This is a genomic window from Rossellomorea aquimaris (assembly GCF_000935355.1).
GTDB classification, from domain to species: Bacteria; Bacillota; Bacilli; order Bacillales; family Bacillaceae_B; genus Rossellomorea; species Rossellomorea aquimaris_B.
The window spans coordinates 304302-325110 of the sequence record NZ_JXZC01000001.1; the positions used below are offsets into that span (position 1 = coordinate 304302).

A 20809-nucleotide genomic window follows, 5' to 3' on the forward strand; every position below is an offset into this window, starting at 1 on the left:
GGGATTATGTATGGTAGAGGTACTGATGATTCGCTCAGAGCTTGAAGTAGGCATGGGTTGATGTGGTGGGGTAAGTGGTGACGGGTTCATCACAATGAAACATGATTTTTCTCATCATCATCATGAAAGAAGTTCTCTTGGAAGACTCTATTGTGAAACCAGTGAAAAATATGGGGAGGCCGTGTCCATCCTATATTGCGACCCTAGAAATCTCTTTTCTATCATCTATTATTTAGTGAGGCAGGTAATAAGAAAGCATATACCTCTCTATAAAGCTTTTTTATCATTTCTCTTCTCGATTAAAAGAGAGGCCATTTTCATTAATGGTCATTATCTAAGAGACAATCTCAAGTATCATGCCACATTACAGAAACATCTATAAGGAGGGGAACACGAATGGATAGCTCTCTGAAAGAAAAGTTCAAAAGAATCATACAGCTCTATGATGACATGATTCGTCTTCCTCACAAAACAGAAATTGCCAGGGAATTGAGAGATGAGGATGATTTATTCTTATTATTGCTCTATTCAGATATGCTTGGCCTGCCGAATCCCGTTTTTTATTATACATTGGAACTTTATCCATATATAATAGAGAAATTTCATGATTGGCATTTGAGAATGGGAATGGAGCACTCTCCCTTGGATGGCATCAGATGTTGTTAAAGTAAACTGAGGAGGGTAGGTATATGAATGAATTACTGCACCAGTCAATTTTATTTGTGGGAGGTAAAGGAGGCGTAGGAAAATCAACATCTGCCTCTGCTTTAGCCGTAATGTTTGCCAAGATGGGAAAGAAGACGTTGATCATTTCAACAGATCCTGCTCATAATTTAGGTGACATATTCCATCAAGATATCAAGGGATATAAAACACCATTACTTGAAAATCTATGGGGAATAGAAATTGATCCACAAATCGAAACACAGGGATACATCAACGGAGTGAAACGAAATCTAAAGGGAATGGTCAAATCAAATATGGTGAATGAGGTACATCGCCAAATTGATATGGCTGCCTCTGCACCCGGGGCAGAAGAAGCTGCATTATTCGATCGAATGGTTTCCATCATTCTCGAAGAAGGAAATGAGTTTGAAAAAATCATCTTTGATACAGCCCCAACAGGCCACACGATCCGACTATTGTCTCTTCCTGAACTGATGGGAGTTTGGATGGACGGTATGCTTGAGAGGAGAAAGAAAACAAACAAGAATTATTCTCAACTTTTAAATGATGGTGAGCCAGTAGAAGATCCCATTTATGATGTGTTGCAAAAACGACGTGAAAAGTTTTCAAAAGTTCGGGGGATCCTTCTTGATCAAAAAAGAACAGGGTTCATTTTCGTACTCATTCCTGAAAGGCTTCCGATTCTTGAAACTGAAAAGGCTATTGAAATGATGTCGAATCACGGATTGAAAATTGGTGGACTGATCATAAATAAGATCCTTCCCGTTCAGGCAGATGGGAAGTTCTTGGAAAAAAGGAGAGATCAGGAGAAACTATATTTAAAAATCATGATAGAGAAGTTTACAAACCAAACATTATTTCGGATTCCTTTATTAGAAGAAGATATCTGTTCATTCCGTCATCTTGAAAAATTTGTAGACAATCTACAGCAAGAGGTATTTAGTGGGGAACGAAGCATTTAGCATGAGAATATACATATAAATTTTTCAAACAATGACCATTAGGATATTTTCTCTAATGGTCATTTTAATTTCTTAGAAGGGATAAATCATTTTTTGTCGAAAGTGTGTAATGAAAACTATGGAATAAGGGAGTGACACCCATGAGTAGTGATAAGAAGGATTTACCGGGAATTCTCCCCTTGAAGAAAAGAGAAGAAACACAGAATCGTTGGCTATTTCACCGACTTAATACCCTTCTACCATCGTTGATGAAAAAACATAATCTTGATATGTGGATTATTGCGGGCCGGGAGTATAATGAAGATCCTGTGCTGAAGACTCTTTATCCAGCATCCATAGACGGTTCGAGGAGATTGACGATCTTAGTGTTCTTCCTCGACGGCAATCAACAGGTGAAAAGGTGGGTACTGCATCCTAATCCAAATTTTGAGCCTTTTTATGAACGGGTATGGAATCCTGAAGTTTGTGATCAATGGGAGTGCCTCAAACGACTGGTAAAAGATCATGATCCGGATACAATTGCATTGAACTATTCCGCTACCTTTGCCGCAGCTGATGGTTTAAGTCATTCGTTATATCAACATGTAAGCATGCTACTGTATGAGTACTCTCATAAATTTGTATCTGCCCAACACATCATTGTTGATTGGCTTTCGATGAGGACATCAAAGGAACTCATAGCCTATCCCTTTATTGCGGAACTGGCTCGGCAAATAGCAGCAGAAGCATTATCCGGAGCGGTGATTCATCCAGGTATCACAACGACTGAAGATGTAGTCGATTGGATAAGACAACGCGTCTTGGATTTAGGAATAGAAACCTCATTTTACCCTACTGTAGATTTACAAAGGAAAGGAGCTGATATGGATCGATTAGAGGGGGAAATCATACGATGTGGGGACATTGTACATGTGGATTTCGGTATTCGTTACTTAGGTTTAGCGACAGATACTCAGCAGCTTGCATACGTTCTCTATCCAGGCGAAGAAGAAGCTCCTGAAGGAATTCAATCAGCGCTACAGACAGCCTTAAGGTTTGAGGACGTTGTGTCAGAAGAAATGAGAGTGGGCAGAACAGGAAACGAAGTATTTCGACAGGCAATGAGAAAGGCAAGGGAAGAGGGTATAGAGGCGATGCTTTATTCTCATCCCTTAGGAAACCACTGTCATGAAGCAGGGGCTTTAATGGGATTGTATGATCAACAAAGAGATATCCCAATAAAAGGTGACCTGCCTCTAACAGAAAATACATGCTATGCCATGGAGTTCAATATCAAGCAATACGTTCCTGAATGGAATCAGGTTGTCCCGATTTATCTAGAAGAGCCCGTTGCCTTCATTCAGAATCGATTGGAATACATGGCGAAAAGGCAAGTGTCCTTCTATCTTATATAATGAAATGAAAGAAATATCGGTTATGGAATCAGGAGCTCAAGTACAGTAAGAATTGTACTCAAGCTCTTTTTTGATTTTGACTGCACAGCCTTTCGTCCAGACAAGTTCCAAATAAACTTCTATAATAATCTATTCCAATTAAAAAAATTGTTGATTATCCCTTGACTTTATACCTAGTGGGGTATATTATTGTAAATGTAGCAAGAAACAACAAGCCAACAGGAGGTGTCTTTATGGAATACAATTCACAAGTTAAGAATCGAATAAAACGTGTCGAAGGGCAGCTCCGAGGAATCGTAAGAATGATGGAGCAAGGGGAAGATTGTAAAGACGTTATTACACAACTTTCCGCAGCCAAAACAGCTCTGGATCGTTCCGTAGGCTTAATCGTCAGTATGAATCTTGTTGAATGCGTACGGGATTCACAAGAAACCGGTGAAAGTACAGAAGACCTTGTAAAAGAAGCAGTGAATTTATTAGTAAAGAGTCGATAAAAAAGAGTTGACTTCTTTTTTTATATCATATAATATACCCTTATAGGTATTTTAAATCATTTTCTAGGAGGAATTATAAATGAACGCAGATAAAGTATTAGATGCAAAGGGACTTGCTTGTCCAATGCCGATTGTAAAAACCAGAAAGGCAATTAAAGAAATCGAGGCTGGTCAAATTTTAGAGGTTCAAACAACTGATAAAGGTGCCAAAAGTGACTTAACAGCTTGGGCTAAATCTACTGGACATGAATTGCTAGATTCAAAAGAAGAAAATGATGTATTTACATTCTGGATTAAAAAAGGTTAAATTTTTTTGAGGGGATCAATACCCCATATAGTAAATTGGAGGAGATACAATGTCAGAAAGAAAAACAACCAATATTATTCTCTTTAGTGGAGATTATGATAAAGCGATGGCTGCATATATCATTGCGAACGGAGCTGCAGCTTATGATCATGACGTAACCATTTTCCATACATTCTGGGGATTAAATGCTTTAAGAAAAGAAGAAATGGTACCTGTGAAAAAAGGATTTATGGAGAAAATGTTTGGGCGTATGATGCCTCGTGGCGCAGATAAGCTAGGATTATCAAACATGAATTTCATGGGTATGGGCCCTAAAATGATCAAAGGTGTTATGAAGAAGCATAATGCGATGCCTTTACCTGATTTAATTGACATGGCAAGGGAACAAGATATCAAACTGGTTGCTTGTACCATGACAATGGATTTATTAGGATTACACAAAGACGAATTATTAGAAGAAATTGAGTATGCTGGAGTGGCTGCATATTTAGCGGATGCTGAAAATGGTAACGTGAACTTATTCATCTAATTTTTTTTTGCAACGAAATATACCCTATAAGGTAATTGGAGGTTTTATGTATGAACACAATTGAATCAAACTTCGTATTGGATGCAAAGGGATTAGCTTGTCCGATGCCTATTGTTAAAACAAAAAAGGCCATGAATAACCTGGAAGCAGGCCAAGTGATTGAAATTCAAGCAACAGACAAGGGATCAAAGGCTGATCTTCAAGCATGGGCAAAAAGTTCCGGTCATGACTATCTGGGCACGATTGAAGAAGGAGATGTGCTGAAGCATTTTGTGCGTAAATCAAGTGGTGAAGATACAGTAGAACGCAAACATGAGTCAGTAACAGATAATGGTACATTAGCAGGTAAATTAGGCGATGAAAATATCGTTGTATTAGATGTCCGTGAAAAAGCGGAATATGCGTTCAAACATATTCCTGGTGCTATTTCAATGCCACTTGGGGAGCTTGAAACACGTGCAGACGAACTGAATAAAGACAAGGACATATATGTGGTTTGCCGTACAGGAAACAGAAGTGACATGGCAGCGCAATTGTTAGTTGAAAAAGGATTTTCAAATGTGATCAATGTAGTTCCGGGAATGAGCGATTGGACTGGAGACGTTGAATCGGATATTAAGTAAATTTATTACAATATCATTAGGAGGTTAAATTAATGGCAGTCAAACCAATGAATTCAAAAGAAGTAGCTCAAAAAGTAATGAATAGAGAAGGTTTATTCATATTAGATGTCCGTAATGCAGATGCCTTTGAAGATTGGAAAATCGAAGGCGAAAAATTCGAATACCTGAACATCCCGTACTTCGACCTTTTAGATGGTGTAGAAGAAATTATGGATCAACTTTCTAAGGACAAAGACATTCTTGTCGTGTGTGCGAAAGAAGGTTCTTCAATTATGGTAGCGGAAATGCTTTCAGACGAAGGAAAGGACGTTTCTTACCTTGAAGGCGGAATGAAAGCTTGGAGCGAACATTTGGAACCTGTGAAAGTGGGTGAATTAACAAACGGAGGAGAGCTTTATCAATTTGTGCGTTTAGGTAAAGGGTGTCTTTCCTATATGGTCGTTTCAAATGGTGAAGCAGCGATCGTCGATGCTACTCGTATGACTGATATCTTTATTGACTTTGCAAAAGAAAAAGGTGCAACGATTACGAATGTATTTGATACTCACTTGCATGCCGACCATATTTCTGGCGGACGTAACATAGCAGAAGCAACAAATGCTACCTATTGGCTACCTCCTAAAGATGCTGAAGAAGTTACCTTTGAATATGCTGCACTAGAAGATGGGAATAAAGTCGTGATTGGAAATACAACGATTGATATTACAGCTCTGTACTCACCGGGGCATACAATCGGATCAACTTCATTTGTGATTGATGGTAAGTATTTATTATCAGGTGACATTCTATTTGTGGATAGTATCGGACGACCGGATCTTGCCGGGAAAGCAGAAGATTGGGTAGCAGACCTTAGAGAAAGTCTTTACAAACGGTATAAAGAACTTTCTATGGAGCTTACCGTTTTACCTGCTCACTTTATGATTATTGACGAAATAAATGAAGATGGCTCAGTAGGTGAAAAGTTAGGAACATTATTTGCAAAGAACCATGGTTTGAATATCGAAAGTGAAGATGAATTCAGAAAGCTGGTATCTGAAAACCTTCCACCTCAGCCAAACGCTTATCAAGAAATTCGTGAAACGAACATGGGTAAAGTAACTCCTGATGAAGAGAAACAGCGTGAGATGGAAATTGGACCAAACCGCTGTGCAGTTCGATAATCAATCGTACTAATTTAAACAAATAATCAAAACGGGAACCTGCCAGAGAGGTTCCCGTTTTACTAGAAGAGGAGGAACCACACGATGGATTTGGCCTTTATTATTACAATCTTTCTAATCGGATTTATCGGTTCTTATATATCAGGAATGGTAGGGATCGGGGGGAGTATTATTAAATATCCCATGCTCCTATATATTCCACCGATGCTTGGAGTAGCAACATTCACTGCTCACGAAGTTTCAGGTATTAGCGCAGTTCAAGTATTCTTTGCCACGCTTGGTGGCGTTTGGGCTTACCGTAAAGGAGGCTATCTTAATAAAACTCTTATCACTTACATGGGTATAAGTATATTAATCGGTAGCTTCATTGGCGGGTACGGGTCGAAATTCATGAGTGAAGCCGGGATAAATATTGTGTATGGAATGCTTGCATTAATTGCAGCTGTCATGATGTTCATCCCCAAAAAAGGGATAGATGATGTAAAACTCGAGGACGTAACATTCAACAAATGGTTATCTGCAACACTAGCCTTGATCGTTGGTATTGGAGCAGGTATCGTTGGAGCGGCCGGAGCCTTCCTGTTAGTTCCGATCATGCTGGTTGTACTTAAAATCCCTACAAGAATGACGATTGCCTCATCCCTGGCTATTACGTTGATATCTTCAATTGGATCAACGATTGGTAAGATATCGACAGGTCAAGTGGACTACTTACCAGCTATGATCATGGTGGTAGCGAGTTTAATTGCATCTCCACTGGGTGCGATGGCAGGAAAGAAAATGAATACAAAGATTCTTCAAATGATTCTAGCCGTTTTAATTTTGGGAACAGCGATTAAAATCTGGCTCGATATACTATAAAACGTTTAAAGCTTAGTTCTTATTCACAATGCATCTTCTGCTGAAAAGAAGATTTCTGTTGAAAAGAACTAAGCTATTTTTGTGTTATAGCTTCGTGGTTGTTAAAATATCTTTAAAAAAGTATTGTAACTTTCCTCTAGTATTGTGCGTCTAATCAATTGCAAGAAATAAGACTCTGGATGGATGAACATACTCAATGACACTAGTACAATGGATGAATGGAATAGCTCTATTATCCATCAAACATGAAAAGGGAGAATGATTGATGAAAAAATGGATTGGTATTGCCTTACTGTTTTCACTAATGGTGGGCCTCATACAGCCGGCATCGGCGGCAGATAATGATAAAGAAAGCATTAATGAAAAATTCGGATTACCTATCGTTGTATATGGACAAACACTTACTAGTGAACAAAAGAAAGAGGTTCAAGCTCAATTAGGAATTGAGGAAGGAACAGAAGTAGAAGAGTTTACGGCCACAGGAGAAGACTTGGTGAAATATATTGACGGTGAAAACCGAAATGCCCGTATGTTTTCCTCCGCGATGATTACACGTAAGGATAAAGGTGAAGGTTTAAAGGTTAATATTGTGACGCCCGGTAATATCACGGAAGTGACGAATTCTATGTATTCAAATGCTCTTTTAACTGCGGGGGTTGAGAACGCAGTAGTAGATGTAGCCTCTCCAGTAAAGGTAAGCGGACACTCTGCATTAGTGGGGATCTATAAAGCGTATGATGTCAGTGGAGAGAAGCTTGATACGGTCCGCATGGAGGTAGCCAACGAGGAGTTGACCGTGGCGACTGAACTTGCTAAGGAAGCAGGGATCGATAAAGAAGAAGTCAGCAAACTGTTAACTGAAATCAAGAAGGAAATAGCCGAACAAGATCCAGCTACAAAAGAAGAAGTTGAAAAAATCGTTGAAGAAAAGCTTCAATCTCTGAACATCGAGCTAAGTCCTGAGGATCGCCAGCTATTAATTGACCTGTTTGAAAAAATGAGGTCACTTGATATAAATTTTGATAATGTACAACAACAATTGGACGACTTAACAAAAGATATCCAAACCACGATTAAAGATATTGTGAATGATGAAGGCTTTGGACAAAAAGTGTCTGATTTCTTTACTGGCTTGTTAGATGCCATCGCTAATTTCTTTAAGTCAATTAAAAATCTATTTGGGTAATTGTCTACCTGTATTTGAAATAAAAAAAAGACTGAGTCAGCATGTGACTCAGTCTTTTGGTTATATTTCAAGTAAAGGAAACCTTAGATAAACCGTCGTTCCTTTGCCTTCCTCACTATCAATGGATAAAGAACCTTGATGTTTATGCATGATCTCTTTCGCAATAGATAAACCAAGACCGTATCCTCCCGTATCCCTGGTTCGCGACAGATCCGATCGGAAAAATCTTTCCCCGATTTGAGACAAAGATCCTGCCGAAATGCCAATGCCGGCATCCACTATTTGTACAACGGCCATTCCTTCTTCCTCGTAGGAATGAATGGTTATCCGACTCTGTTCAGGAGAATATTTCAATGCATTATCAAAAATATTATAAAACACCTGCATAACCCGGTTGGGATCCCCATTTATAATCGATTCTTCATTTAAATGATGTTCTAGATTAATTTTTTTGTTTTCAGCATGAGGCTGGATAAGTGTCAAAGAATCCATTATGAGCTGAGAGAGAACAATCGGTTCAATATCTAAAGAAAAAGAGGCATCCTCCAATTTATTTAATTCCAATAGCTCTGTAATTAACTTCTGCATTCTTATCGATTCCTTTTGAATCAGGTGCAGGCTTTCTTCGATTTCTTCAGGATTCGTTTGTACCCTGTCAGTCAATGCCTTTGCATATCCTCCAATATAAGTAAGTGGAGTCCTTAATTCATGCGCAACATTCGAAAGAAATTGACGTTTTCGTTCCTCTTGATGTTGAAGTGAGTCGACCATACTATTGAAGGTTAGGGCAAGCTCCGCCATTTCATCTTTAGAGGTGACATTGAGCCTGCCCGAAAAATCCCCCTTGGCCACTTTATTTGAAAACAGCTGCATTTCCCGGACAGGTTTAAATAATGACCCTAAAGAAGATTGAATGAAAAGGAACAGTACAAAATAAAACATTACACCAGTGAGTACCAATATAGGAATCCCCTTGCTAAAGACTTCCGTCATTTCTGCGAGGGGGATATAAATAAGTAAATATCCCATTAATCTTTCTTCATTCATAAGAGGAAAGATCGCTCCAATCACATTCCGGTCAAACTCTTCTACATATCCTTCTTTCATTACCTGATTACCTTTGATCAATTCACTTTTGTCATCGTTATTGATGAGAGGCTCCTGGTCAATAAGATATGGAAAACTTTTCGTTAAGTCGTCAAGGTTCTCGACAACTGACACTTCGTAAGGAGAAATCACGTTATACCATAGAATTTTATCCCTTACACTTCCGCTTACATCACCGTAGTGATAGTGAGCTGCTGTTCTTTGTCCCTGATATAGCAGTGACTCCTTGACGGTCCCAATATATAAATCCTTGTAGAGAAAATGAATAAAAAGAAAGGAAAAGACAATGGTTAAAAATATGCTGCTTAATAATAGAAGAGAAACTTTTTTATTGAGAGTCAGGTTTACGTTTTTCAAGTTGATCCCTCGAACTTATAGCCAAGACCCCAGACGGTGACAATCAAATGGCCAAAACTTTTTAATTTAAGTCGTAAGGTTTTAATATGGGTGTCGACTGTACGGTCGCTTCCCTCATAGTCACTTCCCCATATTTGATCAAGAAGCTGGTCCCTCTTATACACTCTACCTTGATTACGAGCAAGGAATAAGAAAAGTTCATATTCCTTTAAGGTCAATCGAGGTGAAAGTTCACCTACGATAACGGTTCTGGATGCTAAATTAAATGACACGGGTCCAAACCGCTCAATCATCGAATGTTGGCTAGTTTGGGTTCCATAAGCTCTTCTCAGAATCGTTTCAATCCGTGCCACAAGTTCTTCGGCGTTAAAGGGCTTAACCATATAATCGTCACTTCCCAGCTTTAGTCCCTTCACTTTGTCTAAATCGTCGCCCTTTGCGGAAAGGAAGATAAAGGGGATCTGACTCGTTTCCCGAACCTTTTTCAGCAGCGAATACCCATCCATGAAGGGCATCATAATATCCACGACCATGATATCCACATGGGTCTTATTCAACTGATCAAGAGCGGCCAAACCATTCTCTGCTTCTAAACAGAAATAATGATCCCTTTTTAAATATAGTTTGATTAGCTGTCGCATTTCAGGTTCATCATCTACAATCAAGACATTCCATTTTTTCAACGTAAATCGCTCCCGTCCGTTTACATAGGAAATTGCATGAGTTTTATTATAGTCGAAATTAGTGAATTTTTTATGATATAAAAAACATTTACCGTATCAGTTTTCTCTATTTTAGCATGAATTACAGCAGGGTCCAGGAGTGGAAATCAGTTCATGGCTCACTACATTTCTGGAACATGGACATTTGCCCTTCCCTTTTTCCCATTTCTTAATAGGCTAATAAAGAGGAGTGACGAAGATGTTTGAGAGGAGAACCATATACAGAAAGAATTTGATGAACCTATTCAATTCGGGATCGGGATTTCCAAACCTTGGGACTGGATATGACGGCAATCCTCAAGGCGGTTACCAAGACTATATACCATGGGATGGTAACCAGGCTTATGGAGGGGGATTCGGTGGAGGACCAGGTTATTATAATCAAGGCCTTTATGGTAGTACAGCTGGTCCACAAGGATTTCCGCCACAAGGGTTTCCCCAGCCCGGTTACGGACCACCTCCATTTGGGCCGGCAGGCTACGGGTATGGAATTAATCCAATCGGTGCAGGTTTAATCGGTCTGGGATTAGGATTCCTTGGGGGGCAGATTGTAAATACTCCATTTAAGGGCCCACATAAACGATACTATTATTATCTATAAAATATCGAACCGACTCTCAGGATAGAGTCGGTTTTTCTATGGAGAAACAGGACTTGACTAAATACCTAATGGGGTATATTATATATATAAAGTAAATGCTTTTGAGAGTCAGATTAATGTAGACAGAAGAGGTGATATTATGGATTTTATTGGAGCTATTATTTTAGCTGTACTCATTTTTCTATTTCTGATGATGAAGAAACCAGGAAAAAACATCAAACAAATTTCTACGGCTGAATTAAAACCATTACTTGGTGACACTGATAAGCAATTTATTGATGTTCGTACGCCCGGAGAGTTCAAACAGAATCACATCAGGCAATTTAAGAATATCCCATTACAATCTTTAAAACAAAACGCTCACACATTATCAAAGGACAAAGAAACCATCGTCATCTGCCAAAGTGGAATGAGAAGTGCCAGCGCATGTAAAGTGCTTAAACAGCAAGGTTTCACATCTGTTACAAACGTTAAGGGCGGAATGAATTCCTGGTCCAATTAACTATTCTTAAAGAACCATCTTAATTGAATAGCAAGTGCTCAATATAAGAATCAACCTTAAACAAAGAGAGGGAATGTATATGAAAACAATCTCACCAAATGAAGTGATGGATCGATTGTCAGCTGGAGAACCTTTAAATATCATTGATGTTCGAGAGGTTGCAGAGGTGAAGAACGGGAAAATTCCAAATAGTATTCACCTTCCGTTAGGTCTACTGGAATTCCGTATGAATGAATTAAATAAGAATAAGGAGTACGTTGTGGTTTGTCAATCAGGTGGTAGAAGTAGTCAAGCTGTAAGGTTTCTCGACTATCAAGGGTTCAATGTAATAAATATGGATGGTGGAATGCTCGCATGGGAAGGGAAAGTTGAATAATTCTTTCCTTTTCTTCCCTGATTTTCATTAAATATAGTAAATATTTTATTTCTGCAATACCCCAATAGGTTTAAAATGTGGAAAATAGGATAATTTATTTACGATGGGATGAAAATAGGATAAGGGAGGAACATAATATGAAAACTACAGTAAAACAATTGACTTCTAAGGAACTAACTAAAAAGATACTTAATGGAGACAGGATGTTTATTCTGGACGTCCGCCCGAAAGATGCCTTTGATGATTGGAAGGTTGAAGGCAAGAACGTAAAGATCATTAACAAGCCTTTTTCCGAATTGAAAGACAATCTTCAATCTATTCAATCCACACTACCTAATGATGAAGCCATTTATGTTATTTGTGCCAAGGGAAATTCCTCGACGAAAACGGCAGAAATGCTTGTTGATGCCGGCATGGACAACATTTATTCCGTTGAAGGAGGCATGCAGGCTTGGAGTGAATACTTAGAGCCTATAAAAATTGGTGATATTTCAGGCGGTGCACTTTATCAATTTGTCCGCATAGGAAAAGGATGCTTATCCTATGCGATCGTCTCAAATGGAGAAGCAGCTTTCGTTGACCCCAGCCGACTGCTAGAACCTTATAAGGAATTTATTCAAGACCATAAACTTTCCGTTAAAGCGGTACTTGATACACATCTGCATGCAGATCATATTTCGGGCGGTCGAACTTTGAGCAATGAATACAATGCCCCTTATTATTTACCACCTAAAGATGCAGAAGAAGTTCAGTACGAATATAAAGTATTAAATGATGATACTGTCATTCAAGTGGGCGACACAACGATTAAATCTGTATACTCACCTGGACATACTATAGGAAGCACTTCCTTTATTGTCGATCATCGCTATTTGCTGACAGGAGATATTCTGTTTATTGATTCGATCGGTAGACCTGATTTAGCTGGAAAAGCAGAAGATTGGGTAGGGGACTTGAGAAAAACGTTGTATTCCAGATACAAAACCCTTGAGGATCATTTAACTGTATTACCTGCACATTTTATGACGATAGACGAGATGAATGAAGATGGATCAGTCTCACATCTTTTAAGTGATCTATATAAGGAAAATCACGGTTTGAATATTGAAGATGAAGAGGAATTTAGAAAAACGGTCACAGAAAATCTTCCTCCCCAGCCGAATAGCTATGAAAAGATTCGTGAAACCAACATGGGTAAAATGGATCCTGAAGAAGATGAAAAAAGGGAAATGGAAACCGGACCAAACCGGTGTGCTGTCAGATAAAAAGTAAGCTATGCTTAACCTCTAAGCAACAAATGATGCCGGTTTAAAAGAGGGAAGAATCATTCAAAGTACAATTCATCCCCCCCATTGGAGGGGATGGTTGTATCGAATGGAAGAACCAGGGAAGTGGAAAGCATGAATGAAACAAAAGAATCAAAATATATTCAGCAGCACCTCGCAAACGAACGAACGTTTTTGGCATGGATACGAACAGCCATTGCCATTATAGGGATTGGTTTCTTAACAACAAGCCTGCATTATAACTCCCTTGAAGGGGGTGCGGTCCAAGACCGGATCGCCGTTGCCATTAGTGCTATCTCTCTCATCATCGGATTAGTTATCATTATTGGGTCAACCGTTAACTATTATAGAACGAGAAAGCATATAAACACACAAACATTTGTATCCGCAGATGCCTTTATTAAGATGATGGCCATTGTTGCAACGGTTGTTCTTATATTTGTAACGGTTTATTTTTTTACACTTAATTGAAAAAAAGCTGAACAGAGGAGATTCGCTCCCCCGTTCAGCTTTTTTAATTTTGTTTCTTGTCATTGTAATATTGAACCGATGTCATGGCTCCTTCACTCACCATCGAATTGTCTTCGATATTTGCGGGATCAGGATTACCGCCTTTTTCTACTGGAAGATCTTCTTTTCTTCTCTTTTTGAATTTCGTAACCAGTCCTTCTTTAACATTGTGCAGCTGATTACGCTTTTCTTTCGATGATAAAATCCATCCTAATGAACCTGCCGTAACTGTTGCACCAACAAGTAAGGTTTTATTTACTCTCATCTTTTTCTCCTCCTACAAATGATATAGTTTGTTTAGTATGCTTTTTATTTTCCCCGCATACATGAATTTAAACATTAGTGATTGATTCAAATTAAACCAGGAGTGGACAATTATAGAGTTCTAGTTAAAAATATACATAGAAGAAATGCAAAGGGAGGAAGAAGGGAATGAAAGATTTAACCAAGGATAGCGTCATAGGATTTATTGGAACAGGTGTAATGGGACAAAGCATGGCTTTGCATCTACTCGATTCCGGTTTTCCGTTGGTCGTTTACAATCGCACCAAAGAGAAAGCATTAAAACTTATACAAAACGGTGCAAAATGGGCAGACACTCCAAAAAAAGTTGCTGAAGTTTCGGATATAGTCATTACGATCGTTGGTTATCCATCTGACGTAGATGAAATTTACCTTGGTGAAAGCGGAATTCTTCATCACTTGAAACAGGGTTCGATTGCCATCGATATGACCACATCATCTCCAAGATTAGCAGAGAAAATCTACACATGTGGGGTTGATAAAGGGGTTTTTACACTGGATGCCCCGGTTTCAGGGGGAGACATCGGAGCAAAAGAAGCAAGGCTTTCAATCATGGTAGGAGGAGACAGAGAACCATTCGAAACGGTAAAGCCTCTTTTAGATCTTCTAGGTACAAATGTTGTATATCAAGGAAAGACTGGGGCGGGGCAGCATACGAAGATGTGTAACCAAATCACGATTGCTTCTAACATGATGGGAGTCAGTGAAGCCCTTCTTTATGCCAAAAAATCAGGTTTGGACCCAAATAATGTTCTCAAGAGTATCACGTCTGGGGCAGCTGGCAGTTGGTCACTTAGTAATCTGGTTCCACGAATGATCGAGGAAGACTATGCTCCCGGCTTTTATGTAAAGCATTTTATCAAAGACCTTAAGATTGCCCTGGATTCAGCCAGGGAAATGGATATTAAGACACCTGGGTTAGAGCTGGCCCTTTCATTATATGAAGATTTAGCTCTTAAAGGTGAAGAGAATAGCGGAACTCAAGCTCTTATTAAATTATTGGAAGCATAATAATAAAGCCGTCCCATTTATTAATCGGGACGGCTTTTATATTTTTCCAATGAAGTCAGGATCTTTCTGGATTCCCGCTTGGTTCGGCAGCCAATTGGCTGGAACACCTGCTCCCGTTTTTCTTCCAAACTGTATACCTTCCAGTACTCTCAATATTTCATACGTATTACGCCCAACCTCAGGCGGGTAGATCATTCTTGAAGTAATGATGCCTTCAGGGTCGATGATAATGGTGGCTCTGAACGTAGCACCAGCACGCTCATTTAATACCCGATAAGCTTTACTGATTTGATGATTTCGATCACTTACTAACGGAAATTGCACTCTGGATGCAGACGGAGATACTTCAGTGAAAACTTTGTGGGCGTAAACACTGTCCGTACTTATTCCGAGAACTTCAGCTTGCAGTGATTGAAATTTAGGGTGAATAGCAGCGACCGCTGCCAGCTCAGTCGGTCAAACGAAGGTGAAATCGCTCGAATAAAAAAACAGAATAACCCATTTACCCCGATACGATTCTAAGTTAACAGTGTTTATTTTCTTTTGTGCGTTATCATACGCCTCGGCTATAAAGAGAGGGGCAGGATCATTGGTTTGTGAACAAAAGGGTAAGGTGCAATCTTCACTTCTCTTAGCAGGATTAAATGAATTGTGGGGAGGATACATTGGATCACCCCTTTCATAAAAAGTACTATCAACATATGCCAGGTCATGGCTTTATATGATTGGATTGGCGGTTCTTTTCCATATCATACTTTTTTTCGAAATGGGAATGATAGGAGAGTGTTATTACAATTTTAAGGTTAGGTGATTCTTTTGAGGAAAAATTCAAGTAAGCAATTTTCGAGACTTATATACACATTTGGTTCCATCATGACAGTGGTTGCCTTCCTTGTATCTTATTTCCAAACGAAAACAATCATTCAAGCTATAAAGAAGTATAGCCCGTATAATTAAGGCTTATTGGTTGCAATATCTAAATATAACTTAGACAATGATAGTGAAGATATGTGAGGAGGGATCCTGTTGAGGTTAACGGGGAAAAAAGTCATTCAATTAGTAAGTGCAGATTTCGAAGATCTTGAACTGTGGTATCCTGTATTGCGCCTGCGCGAAGAAGGAGCAACTGTACATATTGTAGGAGAAAATGCCGATCAAGAATATATCGGAAAATACGGGGTTCCGATTGTTTCAGAATATGCGTTTAAAGACATCGATCCTGCAGATTATGATGCCATACTAGTACCGGGTGGATGGTCTCCCGATAAGCTGCGCCGCTATGAAGATGTCATTTCGATGATACAAAGCATGGACAGGAGTAAGAAACCTATCGGTCAGATCTGTCATGCGGGATGGGTATTGATTTCAGCCAAAATTCTTCAAGGTGTAAAAGTCACCAGCACTCCTGGAATAAAAGATGACATGGAAAACGCTGGGGCAACCTGGGTGAATGAACCGGTCGTCACTGATGGTCATATCGTTTCAAGCCGCAGGCCACCTGATTTACCAGACTATATGAGAGAATTCATTGAAGTGTTAGCAAACTAAATACAATATTAAAAGGATTGGCCAAGAAACTGTGTTTCAGTTCACATGGACCAGTCCTTTTTCGTACCTATTTCTTTTTTTCTCGTTTATTACGATCATTCACCCGAGAGAAAAACGTCTGTTTAACAGATTGATGGGTGGTAATGGCTGCACCCGTTGCAATGAACCCATTGGCAATTCCATTAAAGTCAAATCCCAAAGTCCAGCCGCTGGCAGCAACCCCTGCGAGCAACAAGATCCAGATAATCAACCAATCCGGAATGTGAGGAGTCTTCTTCAATGCATACCCTAAAACCCATAGCACTGGAACGAGTACAGTGACTTGGGGATCGATTGAAATACCACTCAATAAATTTTCGATCATTTGTTTCACTCCCTAAAAGAAAAATGACTTCTATTAAAGCTTATTCGAACAGGTTGGTGTTTCATGACAACCTGTACCCGAAGATTTAGGGGAGAGTGAAAACAGCAGGCACAAACGGTGGAAATAATTGAAGTGGTACGTTCAAAGGATTGTTTTCCTGTTGAAAACGGACCTTTAAAGTGACATTAGAATTGTTCAATGATATTATATTGATTGACCTAATATAAAAAAGGAGCTGTTAATTATGGCGAAAAAAGGATACATACAATTTCAAACAGGTGAAAAAATCGAATTTGATCTATTTCCAAATGAAGCACCTGGAACAGTGGCAAATTTCGAAAAATTAGCAAACGAAGGTTTCTACAACGGTTTAAGCTTCCACCGTGTCATTCCTGGTTTCGTGAGTCAGGGAGGATGCCCTAATGGAAACGGGATGGGCGGCCCTGGATACACAATTAAGTGTGAAACAGAAGGAAACCCACATAAACACGAAGAAGGTTCACTATCCATGGCACATGCAGGTAAAGATACAGGAGGCAGCCAGTTCTTCATCGTACATGAGCCTCAACCTCACCTAAACGGTGTTCATACGGTCTTTGGAAAAGTGACTTCAGGAATCGACATCGCTAAATCAATGAGAAATGGTGATGTAATGGAGAAAATGGAAGTTTACGACGCGTAATGAAAGAGGGACGGACCTTGGTCCGATTCTTTTGTTAACGAATGTTCCATTGTTGGTAAAGAAAAACAATAGTTGAAATGATATTCATGATGATGTATTATACTAATACAGGCTGCGTTGTACGTAATCATAACGAAGTTTTAACCTTTAAACTGTAATAGGGAGTTTTACATCGAAGTTGGAATGTCAAGCCTCCACGACCTGAGGACGACAGGAAACCTTCTGCAAACACCCACTTTGAGGAGTGGTGGTTTAAAACTTTCTTATATCAAATTACGGCAAATGTGGCTCCTTACATTAGTACCTCAAGTCAGTTCCCAATCGGGGGCTGGCTTTTTTCATATCCATGAAAAGTTTTGTTGTCTTTAATTAAACAGCCAATTAAAAAAGACCGAATTCCTGATAGGAATTCAGTCTGAAGGTTTTTGTATCGAGGCCCCTCCCGTCCGTACATGGTTAAGTGTCCCGCAACAAGCGAATGTTCGGGAGAGGCAATGTTAGTATAACACGCCATTAGTCTAATTAGCAAAACGATTTATTTAACACAGCACACCACTATTTGTTAGATAACGGTCAATGTCAGTGAAATCATTCACTTCAATAAAAGAAGTATGGTGTTCCTTTAGAATAGCCTGTAATGCTTTCATTGCAAAGGTTACATCGGCTACTTTAGCCGGATGGCTATCCGGTTCACTATCACCTGCAAAATAGATGGTTTCATACTCATTTTTAAGATCAGTAATAACCTTTGATTTGTCAATTCCATATCTTTCAGAGTGATGAGGATGTTCAGGATCAATATTCATATGTACATTCTTTTCTTTGTAATACCCTTCATTCGAATATACTTTCACATCGGTGATTTCATGTCGTTGAAGAACATGATGAATATAGTAATCAGTGCCTGCACTTAATATATAGAAGTCTCCTCCTTGTGCCTGCACTTTACGGATGAAGGAAGGGACGTGTCCATCTATTTCGAGAGAATGGATGTCATCTATAATCTGGCTTTCTTCTTGATTGATGGATGTGAAAACTTGACGCAGGAATTCGATATCCTTTATTTCGCCTGACTTCCATTGTTTGTATAAATCATGTCCCTCTGCAAAGTATTTCTCCAGTACTAGATGATAAAAATCCTTTTTAGAGATCGTTCCGTCAAAATCAGAAACAAATGCCCATTTTTTCATGCCGAGTCCTCCTCATAGTCTAATGTAGTCGATTGTATCATGTTTAAATAGGGAGATGGAAGCGAAGGGGGTAACGGTAATTTCATTATGTAAATTTAAATGAGCTACATAAAGAATCACCTCACATTAGAGCGAGGTGACCGATCATTTATTTCTTCATGCTGCTTAAAAATCCCTTCAGTACTTCTGGTGTTCGTTTCACTTCTTGAATCGTGTTGGTAATAGTCGTCTTTTTGTATTCTATATCCCCCTGAATTTCTCCTTGTGTTTCTTGAAGCTGGTTCGCTTCAGAAGAAATTTTGTCCATTCTGGTTTGAATGCTTGCCACCGTTTGATTCATATCATTGATTATGGGCCGGGTCGCCTTTACCGTTTTCATTAGTGAGACTCCCAACATCACTAAAGCAATCGCCATTAACCCTATACTTGCATATACAATCCACATATTAATTCCACCTCATTGAATGTTGTTTTTATTTATATTCCCTAAAAGCATTGAAAAAAACGTTGAAACTTATTTTCACTTGCCGGTTTACTAATTCCGGCATAGCTAGTAATCTAAAATATAACTCAACGTAATCAAAAAAGGGAGAGAAGAAAATGATTAAAGCCATCATGTTTGATTTGGATGACACATTATTATGGGACTCCAAGAGTATTGAAGAAGCGTTTAAAGCCACATGCGGTTATGCACAGACGAAGGTGGGGGTAGATTCTAAAAGCTTAGAACTTAGCGTTAGAGAGGCTGCGAGAGAGTTATATGCAACCTATGATACATATAAGTTTACACAAAATATCGGTATTAATCCCTTTGAAGGACTTTGGGGGGACTTTTTGGATGAACATGATGAAGGCTTCCTTAAGATGAAAGAAATCGTTCCTACATACCGCAAAAAAGCTTGGACGTCAGGGTTGCAATCTTTAGGTATTATAGATGCAGAGCTTGGGTCAGAATTATCCGAGCTATTTCGTAATGAAAGAAAAGAGAGACCTTACGTGTATGAAGATACCTTTCAAGTGTTAAATGAATTGAAGGGGGATTTTCAACTATTGTTATTAACGAATGGCTCTCCCCATTTACAAAACACGAAACTTGATAAGACTCCCGAACTCGTACCTTACTTTGAAGAAATTATCATCTCAGGAGATATTGGGAAAGGAAAACCAGATCCAGCGATGTTCCTTCATGCACTAGAGAGGCTAAATCTTCGAAAGGAAGAAGTGATCATGGTGGGAGATAATTTAAATACAGACATTCTAGGGGCTTCAAGGCTCGGTATAAAAACGGTTTGGATTAATCGCCATCAGCAAACCCCTCAAGATCTTGTCCCTGATTATGAAATTAAAGAACTCCATGAAGTTCTCGATATCGTAAATAATATGGAATGAGAGGCTTCGTAGCGAAGCTTCTTTTTTTGTCTGCCCCCATCAGTCATAATGGCATCCACCCCTTCATAATATGCACGTATATCTCATTTAATAAGGAAGGGGGTACTCTTATGCTAAGGGGAATTCATCAAGTTAACGTATATGCTTCACAATCACATGTATGGGAATATATACGTGATATGAATGCCTGGGCTCCTCTTGTTCCTGGATACAAGGAACATACTATTCTTTCTGACGTTCAATCGACGTGGAAATTCACCGTTCAATATGGGGTGGTGAGCAAAAAGGTTCATGTGAAGGTACTTGTAACAGAATGGAAGGAATCATCTTTAGTGAAGTTCCGTTTAAGGGGTATCAATCAAAAATTTACGGGTGAAGGGTTTTTTTTAGCTGAAAAAGTAAACTCTTCCAATACGGCTATGACGGGATGTTTAACGATTGAATCCACAAGTTCACTGGCTAAAATTCTTGAATCTACATTTGCTAAAATGGTCCATGAACTTACAAGGGAGCTAACTGAAGCGGTTAGAGAAACAATCGAAAGAGAATTGACATAAAATGCAGGCCCTTATGTATGGGGCCATGCTTACTTCTGATTCAATTTATCATCATTCCGGGGCAGCTTGTATGCTATAATGAACTATTTGTAAGCATGAGG

At 39.1% G+C, this 20809-nt stretch carries 27 protein-coding genes and 1 other RNA gene; 21 read left to right on the forward strand and 7 right to left on the reverse strand.

Going from position 1 to position 20809, the window contains the following annotated elements:
- The first annotated feature begins 396 nt into the window (after positions 1–396).
- From TV75_RS01615 to TV75_RS01660, 10 genes are all read left to right on the forward strand, one after another.
- The gene (locus TV75_RS01615) at positions 397–666 is read left to right on the forward strand and encodes a cory-CC-star protein (RefSeq protein ID WP_044336864.1); all 270 of its coding nucleotides are present in this window, start codon (positions 397–399) and stop codon (positions 664–666) included.
- 23 nt (positions 667–689) lie between these two features.
- On the forward strand, positions 690–1649 hold the full coding sequence (locus TV75_RS01620; RefSeq protein WP_044336867.1) for an ArsA family ATPase: 960 nt from the start codon (positions 690–692) through the stop codon (positions 1647–1649).
- A 140-nt stretch (positions 1650–1789) separates the two neighbouring features.
- Positions 1790–3043 (forward strand): M24 family metallopeptidase, encoded by a 1254-nt coding sequence (locus TV75_RS01625; RefSeq protein ID WP_044336869.1) that lies wholly within the window; start codon positions 1790–1792, stop codon positions 3041–3043.
- Between the two features lie 233 nt (positions 3044–3276).
- Positions 3277–3537, forward strand: a complete 261-nt coding sequence (locus TV75_RS01630; RefSeq protein ID WP_044336871.1) for a metal-sensitive transcriptional regulator — start codon at positions 3277–3279, stop codon at positions 3535–3537.
- Positions 3538–3616: 79 nt separating this feature from the next.
- The gene (locus TV75_RS01635; protein ID WP_044336874.1) at positions 3617–3844 is read left to right on the forward strand and encodes a sulfurtransferase TusA family protein; all 228 of its coding nucleotides are present in this window, start codon (positions 3617–3619) and stop codon (positions 3842–3844) included.
- A 49-nt stretch (positions 3845–3893) separates the two neighbouring features.
- A complete protein-coding gene (locus TV75_RS01640; RefSeq protein WP_044336876.1) occupies positions 3894–4373 on the forward strand; it encodes a DsrE/DsrF/DrsH-like family protein in 480 nt (159 codons plus the stop codon).
- A gap of 50 nt (positions 4374–4423) precedes the next feature.
- Entirely contained in the window at positions 4424–4996 is a 573-nt protein-coding gene (locus TV75_RS01645; protein ID WP_044336878.1) for a sulfurtransferase TusA family protein, read from the forward strand.
- A gap of 32 nt (positions 4997–5028) precedes the next feature.
- Positions 5029–6156 (forward strand): MBL fold metallo-hydrolase, encoded by a 1128-nt coding sequence (locus TV75_RS01650; RefSeq protein ID WP_044336880.1) that lies wholly within the window; start codon positions 5029–5031, stop codon positions 6154–6156.
- 84 nt (positions 6157–6240) lie between these two features.
- Positions 6241–7017, forward strand: a complete 777-nt coding sequence (locus TV75_RS01655) for a sulfite exporter TauE/SafE family protein (protein ID WP_044336882.1) — start codon at positions 6241–6243, stop codon at positions 7015–7017.
- A gap of 265 nt (positions 7018–7282) precedes the next feature.
- The gene (locus tag TV75_RS01660) at positions 7283–8203 is read left to right on the forward strand and encodes a DUF1002 domain-containing protein (protein ID WP_044336884.1); all 921 of its coding nucleotides are present in this window, start codon (positions 7283–7285) and stop codon (positions 8201–8203) included.
- 60 nt (positions 8204–8263) lie between these two features.
- Here the strand turns inward: TV75_RS01660 and TV75_RS01665 are convergent, their stop codons facing one another.
- Positions 8264–9667 carry a sensor histidine kinase gene (locus TV75_RS01665; RefSeq protein WP_044336886.1) on the reverse strand — a complete coding sequence of 468 codons (1404 nt, stop codon included), beginning with the start codon at positions 9665–9667 and terminating at the stop codon, positions 8264–8266.
- Entirely contained in the window at positions 9664–10350 is a 687-nt protein-coding gene (locus TV75_RS01670; RefSeq protein WP_044336888.1) for a response regulator transcription factor, read from the reverse strand. Before TV75_RS01670 ends, TV75_RS01665 begins: the two co-directional genes overlap by 4 nt.
- Positions 10351–10588: 238 nt before the next feature.
- Here TV75_RS01670 and TV75_RS01675 point away from each other — a divergent pair, with 238 nt between their 5' ends.
- The 5 genes from TV75_RS01675 (at position 10589) to TV75_RS01695 (ending at position 13625) form a co-directional block, all read left to right on the forward strand.
- A complete protein-coding gene (locus tag TV75_RS01675; protein ID WP_044336890.1) occupies positions 10589–10990 on the forward strand; it encodes a hypothetical protein in 402 nt (133 codons plus the stop codon).
- A 139-nt stretch (positions 10991–11129) separates the two neighbouring features.
- Positions 11130–11492: a rhodanese-like domain-containing protein gene (locus TV75_RS01680; RefSeq protein ID WP_044336892.1), complete on the forward strand. Its 363-nt coding sequence runs from the start codon at positions 11130–11132 to the stop codon at positions 11490–11492.
- Between the two features lie 79 nt (positions 11493–11571).
- The gene (locus TV75_RS01685) at positions 11572–11868 is read left to right on the forward strand and encodes a rhodanese-like domain-containing protein (protein WP_044336894.1); all 297 of its coding nucleotides are present in this window, start codon (positions 11572–11574) and stop codon (positions 11866–11868) included.
- Between the two features lie 137 nt (positions 11869–12005).
- The gene (locus TV75_RS01690) at positions 12006–13133 is read left to right on the forward strand and encodes an MBL fold metallo-hydrolase (RefSeq protein WP_044336896.1); all 1128 of its coding nucleotides are present in this window, start codon (positions 12006–12008) and stop codon (positions 13131–13133) included.
- A gap of 135 nt (positions 13134–13268) precedes the next feature.
- On the forward strand, positions 13269–13625 hold the full coding sequence (locus TV75_RS01695) for a YidH family protein (RefSeq protein WP_044337954.1): 357 nt from the start codon (positions 13269–13271) through the stop codon (positions 13623–13625).
- A gap of 43 nt (positions 13626–13668) precedes the next feature.
- Here TV75_RS01695 and TV75_RS01700 read toward each other — a convergent pair whose 3' ends face one another.
- Positions 13669–13929 (reverse strand): hypothetical protein, encoded by a 261-nt coding sequence (locus tag TV75_RS01700; protein WP_044336898.1) that lies wholly within the window; start codon positions 13927–13929, stop codon positions 13669–13671.
- 167 nt (positions 13930–14096) lie between these two features.
- Here TV75_RS01700 and TV75_RS01705 point away from each other — a divergent pair, with 167 nt between their 5' ends.
- Positions 14097–14978, forward strand: coding sequence for an NAD(P)-dependent oxidoreductase (locus TV75_RS01705; RefSeq protein WP_044336899.1), 882 nt, complete (start codon positions 14097–14099; stop codon positions 14976–14978).
- Between the two features lie 36 nt (positions 14979–15014).
- On the opposite strand, the gene TV75_RS01710 is transcribed toward TV75_RS01705, so the two are convergent.
- Positions 15015–15644 carry a peroxiredoxin gene (locus tag TV75_RS01710; protein ID WP_253275453.1) on the reverse strand — a complete coding sequence of 210 codons (630 nt, stop codon included), beginning with the start codon at positions 15642–15644 and terminating at the stop codon, positions 15015–15017.
- Between the two features lie 360 nt (positions 15645–16004).
- Between TV75_RS01710 and TV75_RS01720 the strand changes: the two genes are divergently transcribed.
- Positions 16005–16526 carry a type 1 glutamine amidotransferase domain-containing protein gene (locus TV75_RS01720; protein WP_044336904.1) on the forward strand — a complete coding sequence of 174 codons (522 nt, stop codon included), beginning with the start codon at positions 16005–16007 and terminating at the stop codon, positions 16524–16526.
- 67 nt (positions 16527–16593) lie between these two features.
- Here the strand turns inward: TV75_RS01720 and TV75_RS01725 are convergent, their stop codons facing one another.
- Positions 16594–16890 (reverse strand): phage holin family protein, encoded by a 297-nt coding sequence (locus tag TV75_RS01725; protein WP_044336906.1) that lies wholly within the window; start codon positions 16888–16890, stop codon positions 16594–16596.
- Positions 16891–17134: 244 nt separating this feature from the next.
- Here TV75_RS01725 and TV75_RS01730 point away from each other — a divergent pair, with 244 nt between their 5' ends.
- Entirely contained in the window at positions 17135–17572 is a 438-nt protein-coding gene (locus TV75_RS01730; protein WP_044336908.1) for a peptidylprolyl isomerase, read from the forward strand.
- Between the two features lie 106 nt (positions 17573–17678).
- Positions 17679–17867: non-coding RNA, 6S RNA (ssrS, locus tag TV75_RS21320), on the forward strand.
- Positions 17868–18111: 244 nt separating this feature from the next.
- On the opposite strand, the gene TV75_RS01735 is transcribed toward ssrS, so the two are convergent.
- Both TV75_RS01735 and TV75_RS01740 read right to left on the reverse strand, forming a co-directional pair.
- Entirely contained in the window at positions 18112–18762 is a 651-nt protein-coding gene (locus TV75_RS01735; protein ID WP_044336910.1) for an MtnX-like HAD-IB family phosphatase, read from the reverse strand.
- Between the two features lie 148 nt (positions 18763–18910).
- Positions 18911–19207: a DUF948 domain-containing protein gene (locus TV75_RS01740; RefSeq protein ID WP_044336912.1), complete on the reverse strand. Its 297-nt coding sequence runs from the start codon at positions 19205–19207 to the stop codon at positions 18911–18913.
- Positions 19208–19362: 155 nt separating this feature from the next.
- Here TV75_RS01740 and TV75_RS01745 point away from each other — a divergent pair, with 155 nt between their 5' ends.
- Complete coding sequence (locus TV75_RS01745; RefSeq protein WP_044336913.1) at positions 19363–20151, forward strand: HAD family hydrolase; 789 nt, start codon at positions 19363–19365, stop codon at positions 20149–20151.
- A 110-nt stretch (positions 20152–20261) separates the two neighbouring features.
- On the forward strand, positions 20262–20708 hold the full coding sequence (locus TV75_RS01750; protein ID WP_044336915.1) for an SRPBCC family protein: 447 nt from the start codon (positions 20262–20264) through the stop codon (positions 20706–20708).
- The last annotated feature ends 101 nt before the right edge of the window (positions 20709–20809 follow it).

What these genes read in the sequence shown, in the direction of transcription:
- TV75_RS01615 (WP_044336864.1), top strand. Translation starts at nt 397, where the DNA reads ATGGATAGCTCTCTGAAAGAAAAGTTCAAAAGAATCATACAGCTCTAT.
- TV75_RS01620 (WP_044336867.1), top strand. Translation starts at nt 690, where the DNA reads ATGAATGAATTACTGCACCAGTCAATTTTATTTGTGGGAGGTAAAGGA.
- TV75_RS01625 (WP_044336869.1), top strand. Translation starts at nt 1,790, where the DNA reads ATGAGTAGTGATAAGAAGGATTTACCGGGAATTCTCCCCTTGAAGAAA.
- TV75_RS01630 (WP_044336871.1), top strand. Translation starts at nt 3,277, where the DNA reads ATGGAATACAATTCACAAGTTAAGAATCGAATAAAACGTGTCGAAGGG.
- TV75_RS01635 (WP_044336874.1), top strand. Translation starts at nt 3,617, where the DNA reads ATGAACGCAGATAAAGTATTAGATGCAAAGGGACTTGCTTGTCCAATG.
- TV75_RS01640 (WP_044336876.1), top strand. Translation starts at nt 3,894, where the DNA reads ATGTCAGAAAGAAAAACAACCAATATTATTCTCTTTAGTGGAGATTAT.
- TV75_RS01645 (WP_044336878.1), top strand. Translation starts at nt 4,424, where the DNA reads ATGAACACAATTGAATCAAACTTCGTATTGGATGCAAAGGGATTAGCT.
- TV75_RS01650 (WP_044336880.1), top strand. Translation starts at nt 5,029, where the DNA reads ATGGCAGTCAAACCAATGAATTCAAAAGAAGTAGCTCAAAAAGTAATG.
- TV75_RS01655 (WP_044336882.1), top strand. Translation starts at nt 6,241, where the DNA reads ATGGATTTGGCCTTTATTATTACAATCTTTCTAATCGGATTTATCGGT.
- TV75_RS01660 (WP_044336884.1), top strand. Translation starts at nt 7,283, where the DNA reads ATGAAAAAATGGATTGGTATTGCCTTACTGTTTTCACTAATGGTGGGC.
- TV75_RS01675 (WP_044336890.1), top strand. Translation starts at nt 10,589, where the DNA reads ATGTTTGAGAGGAGAACCATATACAGAAAGAATTTGATGAACCTATTC.
- TV75_RS01680 (WP_044336892.1), top strand. Translation starts at nt 11,130, where the DNA reads ATGGATTTTATTGGAGCTATTATTTTAGCTGTACTCATTTTTCTATTT.
- TV75_RS01685 (WP_044336894.1), top strand. Translation starts at nt 11,572, where the DNA reads ATGAAAACAATCTCACCAAATGAAGTGATGGATCGATTGTCAGCTGGA.
- TV75_RS01690 (WP_044336896.1), top strand. Translation starts at nt 12,006, where the DNA reads ATGAAAACTACAGTAAAACAATTGACTTCTAAGGAACTAACTAAAAAG.
- TV75_RS01695 (WP_044337954.1), top strand. Translation starts at nt 13,269, where the DNA reads ATGAATGAAACAAAAGAATCAAAATATATTCAGCAGCACCTCGCAAAC.
- TV75_RS01700 (WP_044336898.1), bottom strand. Translation starts at nt 13,929, where the DNA reads ATGAGAGTAAATAAAACCTTACTTGTTGGTGCAACAGTTACGGCAGGT.
- TV75_RS01705 (WP_044336899.1), top strand. Translation starts at nt 14,097, where the DNA reads ATGAAAGATTTAACCAAGGATAGCGTCATAGGATTTATTGGAACAGGT.
- TV75_RS01725 (WP_044336906.1), bottom strand. Translation starts at nt 16,890, where the DNA reads ATGATCGAAAATTTATTGAGTGGTATTTCAATCGATCCCCAAGTCACT.
- TV75_RS01730 (WP_044336908.1), top strand. Translation starts at nt 17,135, where the DNA reads ATGGCGAAAAAAGGATACATACAATTTCAAACAGGTGAAAAAATCGAA.
- TV75_RS01735 (WP_044336910.1), bottom strand. Translation starts at nt 18,762, where the DNA reads ATGAAAAAATGGGCATTTGTTTCTGATTTTGACGGAACGATCTCTAAA.
- TV75_RS01740 (WP_044336912.1), bottom strand. Translation starts at nt 19,207, where the DNA reads ATGTGGATTGTATATGCAAGTATAGGGTTAATGGCGATTGCTTTAGTG.
- TV75_RS01745 (WP_044336913.1), top strand. Translation starts at nt 19,363, where the DNA reads ATGATTAAAGCCATCATGTTTGATTTGGATGACACATTATTATGGGAC.
- TV75_RS01750 (WP_044336915.1), top strand. Translation starts at nt 20,262, where the DNA reads ATGCTAAGGGGAATTCATCAAGTTAACGTATATGCTTCACAATCACAT.